The organism is Pedobacter sp. (genome assembly GCF_045628745.1).
GTDB lineage: Bacteria > Bacteroidota > Bacteroidia > Sphingobacteriales > Sphingobacteriaceae > Pedobacter.
In genome coordinates, this window is the sequence record NZ_JAZQPU010000072.1 from 1 (window position 1) to 3375 (window position 3375).

Below are 3375 nucleotides of genomic sequence, written 5' to 3' on the forward strand. Positions count from 1 at the left end.
CAGGTTTATGCACCGTAAGAAGTTCTCAGCATTCAAATCTTTCAGGTATGGGAATGGGACATGCACATTAAGTCTTTGTAAGGAATTCTACATTAAAGCCGCTTTTACCCATGTAAGAGTGGCTTTTTTTTTCTGATAATCATAATGTTTCTACTATATACTACAAGGCCTGCTATTTGTCCTGTAAACAACACAGGGTCTTTTCTGATGATGGCATAGCTTAGAATTAAAAGGCAACCTATTAGGCTGATCAGCCAAAAGCCCAGAGGTAATAGCGATTCTTTACGCTTTTCTGAATAAGTTAATTGATAAATAAAGCGGAAAGTAAAAATGACCTGGCCTATGCTACCTAACAGAATAAGCCATAAAGGGATGTATTCATTTTTAAAAAAGCGGTGCAGGTCGATCTGGGTGTTGTTGAAAGCATAGATAACAATGGCAAAAGGGAAAAACAACAAGAATAACCTAAGCAGGGAATGGAGCTTTTTCCATGTGCCCTGCAGCTGCATATTGCGAATATAAATGAAATAAGTAATCGACTGACCTAAAATAATAGCAAAATCATTTCTTAGCCAACCGTAGACAAACAACAAGAAAGAGGCCGTTAAACTATGCACCCAGAACTGCTGCGGCACTTGTGTCTTTTGTATTTTTTCAGATGAAAGCCATTGGTGGATCATCCTCCAGGAGAAAAGTAGCTGGGCAATGAAACCTACGGCATAGACTAAATATTTATTGATTAATATTGACATTTTTGAGCTTGATTAATTCAATAGCATAGTTGATGTATCGCTTGCGCATCCATCGAAAAGCAAAAGTATCCTGCAAGGGTTTGATGGAACGGTTAAATAGGGTGAATTTCGATTTCCCTGCTAGCCGGGGGAAATGTTGTACATTGACCTGTTTAACGCTGCCTTTTTGCAGTAAGATCAGCGCTGGTATAAAGCGGTGCATGCCATCAAAAAAAGGGATCTTTTTTGCCGCCGCAGTTTTAATGATTTTAAGGGGGCAACCGGTGTCGATAATGCCATCATTGATTAAATACCGACGTAAGGTATTTGCGATTTTAGACTGGAGGCGCTTGCTAAAAGTGTCTTTTCTGTTGCCACGGTAGCCTAAAATCATAGTATATCCGTCCATTTGATTTAGTAAGCGCTCAAAGTCAAAAGGGCTTGTTTGTAGATCTGCATCAATATAACCGGTAAGCGGTGTGTTTATATGGTCAATTCCAGCTTTAATGGCACTACTTAAACCAAAATTCCTGGAGAACTTAATGTATTCAAAGTTTTCTTCCTGAGCACATACCATTTCAATCTTTTTAAAACTGTGGTCTGTAGAACCATCATCAATAAACAGGACTTTACTTTTAGTTGTGCTCTCCGCGAAATAAGCCATAAAGGTGCTGATGAGCCGGTCAAGGTTTTCTTCCTCATTATAAACCGGAATAATAATGGTCATTTGATAGCGCAGGGTTGTTTGAAATATACCGTCCATTTGCCTATGGTTTTTTGTTGATTGTATATGCTCAACAGGTCCTTGAATTGTGGAGGAATCACATCCCTGGTGATGAGCAAGGAGGGTGATTGCTGCAAAGTTTTCAGGTAACTGAGGCCCTCTTGCTGCTTAATATCAATCAGGTAATTTTTCCATTTTAAATTGGGTTGAAAACTGGTATTCCTTTGTAACGAGTAATGCTCATATTTAACACTAAAGGTTTTTCGTTGCAGTTCAAATGGGATGGCGTTAATTGCCCTGTTCCAAATGATGAGGTGTTGATTTTCCAGGTGTTTGCTTTTGATGAAGTTGGTGACCTTAACCGTGCTGCTGAAAGCTGCGTGTTCTAAAATATTTGTGGAGATAGGTACAACAAATAGGGGTAAAGAGATAAAGAGCAGCAGGATCTTATGTTGTAAAGCGATAGTTTTATAAACGGTAAAGCCCATATAAAACAGCCATAAAAACAACAGGCTTATGGTAAAAACACCTGGATGAGCGCTAATGTTTGGAAAGATGCCGAGGTAAAATAATATAATGGTGGTGAAGAGCAGCAGGTTAAAAGTAAGGGTGTAATAGAAGTGAAATTTAAGTTTTCGTTCTTCTAATTGATGGAAATAAAAAGCGGTTACGATAGCAATATACGGCATCAGGGGTAAAATGTACAAACTAAGTTTGGAGCTTGATAAGGAAAATAAAAATAGGGGAAGCAGTATAGTCATGCCGATTAACCATTTCAATTGACCATGTTGCTGTTTGAAAAAATGAGGAACACTGCCTGCAAATAAGCTCAGTACAGGAAGGATGAACAGTGGTAAAAGAATGAAATAATACCAAAATGGTTCATTTCTTTTCATGGCATCAGCATGCGCAATTCTATTGAAAAGTTGATCGCCCACAAAAAAATGATAAAATTGATGGGAATGATACATGAGGTAGAAAAACCACCAGCCACCGATGATGATGCAGCACAAGGTGCCCAGGTAAAAATGAATGCGTATTTTGGGATGTTGTTGGAGGTGAGGGTTTTGGAATTGGCGGAGGGGGTGAATGGCCAATAAAGGCAATAAGATGCCAAAAGGACCTTTGGTAAAGATAGCCAGGCCCAAGCAAGTAAAAAAGAGGTAGAGCCATTTGATGGATTGTGTTCTATTAAAGCGCAAATAAAACCAAACGGCTAACAATGCAAAAGTGTTTAAATAAGCATCGGTTGTTAAATTACGGATGGAGATCAATACTAAGGGCATTGCAGCGTAAATCAGCGCTGCGGAAAGGGCAAGTTTTTTATCGCCTATTAATTCCCATACTATTTTATAAAGAATGATGATTTGTATAATAAAGGCTATTTGCGAGAAAAAACGAGCGCCAAAAGGATTTACCCCAAAGAGCTGTAAGCCCAAAGCGGTGATCCAATAAGTCATTGGGGGTTTGTCGAAATGAGAGATTTCCAGGTATTGAGGGATGAGCCAGTTACCAGTTTGCAGCATTTCTCTGGCAATTTCAGCATAACGGGCTTCACTGCTTTCCATCACTCCCCAGTTGCTCAGGTGCCATAAAAAAGAGAACAGCAATACGAATAAGAAGAGGACTGATCTGGTGGATTCGTTAAATTTCCTGGTCATGCACCTTGTCTATGCGTATATTAACTAAAGGAATGTATAAATGTTTTATGGAACAAAATGAACACTATAAATTTATAACAAAGGAAATCAGAGCTTTTGTATTTCAATAAATTATGGCGAAAATGTTTTCTTTACAGCGGTCATATATTGTCTTCCGATAGGTAATTCAAGACTGCCAATTTCAATATCATATGCAGTATAGGCGGAAATTTTTTGAATAGAGGCAATGTAGGAGCGATGGATGCGGATAAACTGGTTG

General features: G+C 38.7%; 4 protein-coding genes. All 4 read right to left on the reverse strand.

Annotated features, from left to right (window positions below; all coding sequences use genetic code 11):
• Positions 1–104: 104 nt before the first annotated feature.
• Positions 105–752, reverse strand: a complete 648-nt coding sequence (locus tag ACR2F7_RS03410) for a lipid-A-disaccharide synthase N-terminal domain-containing protein (protein ID WP_432712189.1) — start codon at positions 750–752, stop codon at positions 105–107.
• The gene (locus ACR2F7_RS03415) at positions 733–1494 is read right to left on the reverse strand and encodes a glycosyltransferase (RefSeq protein ID WP_432712190.1); all 762 of its coding nucleotides are present in this window, start codon (positions 1492–1494) and stop codon (positions 733–735) included. The genes ACR2F7_RS03410 and ACR2F7_RS03415 overlap by 20 nt, the downstream gene beginning before the upstream one ends.
• Positions 1455–3116 (reverse strand): ArnT family glycosyltransferase, encoded by a 1662-nt coding sequence (locus ACR2F7_RS03420; RefSeq protein WP_432712191.1) that lies wholly within the window; start codon positions 3114–3116, stop codon positions 1455–1457. Before ACR2F7_RS03420 ends, ACR2F7_RS03415 begins: the two co-directional genes overlap by 40 nt.
• Before the next feature lie 111 nt (positions 3117–3227).
• The gene (locus ACR2F7_RS03425; RefSeq protein WP_432712192.1) at positions 3228–3365 is read right to left on the reverse strand and encodes a LytTR family transcriptional regulator DNA-binding domain-containing protein; all 138 of its coding nucleotides are present in this window, start codon (positions 3363–3365) and stop codon (positions 3228–3230) included.
• Between the last annotated feature and the right edge of the window lie 10 nt (positions 3366–3375).

Coding starts and splice junctions, on each gene's coding strand:
- ACR2F7_RS03410 (WP_432712189.1), bottom strand. CDS start 752: ATGTCAATATTAATCAATAAATATTTAGTCTATGCCGTAGGTTTCATT.
- ACR2F7_RS03420 (WP_432712191.1), bottom strand. CDS start 3,116: ATGACCAGGAAATTTAACGAATCCACCAGATCAGTCCTCTTCTTATTC.
- ACR2F7_RS03415 (WP_432712190.1), bottom strand. CDS start 1,494: ATGGACGGTATATTTCAAACAACCCTGCGCTATCAAATGACCATTATT.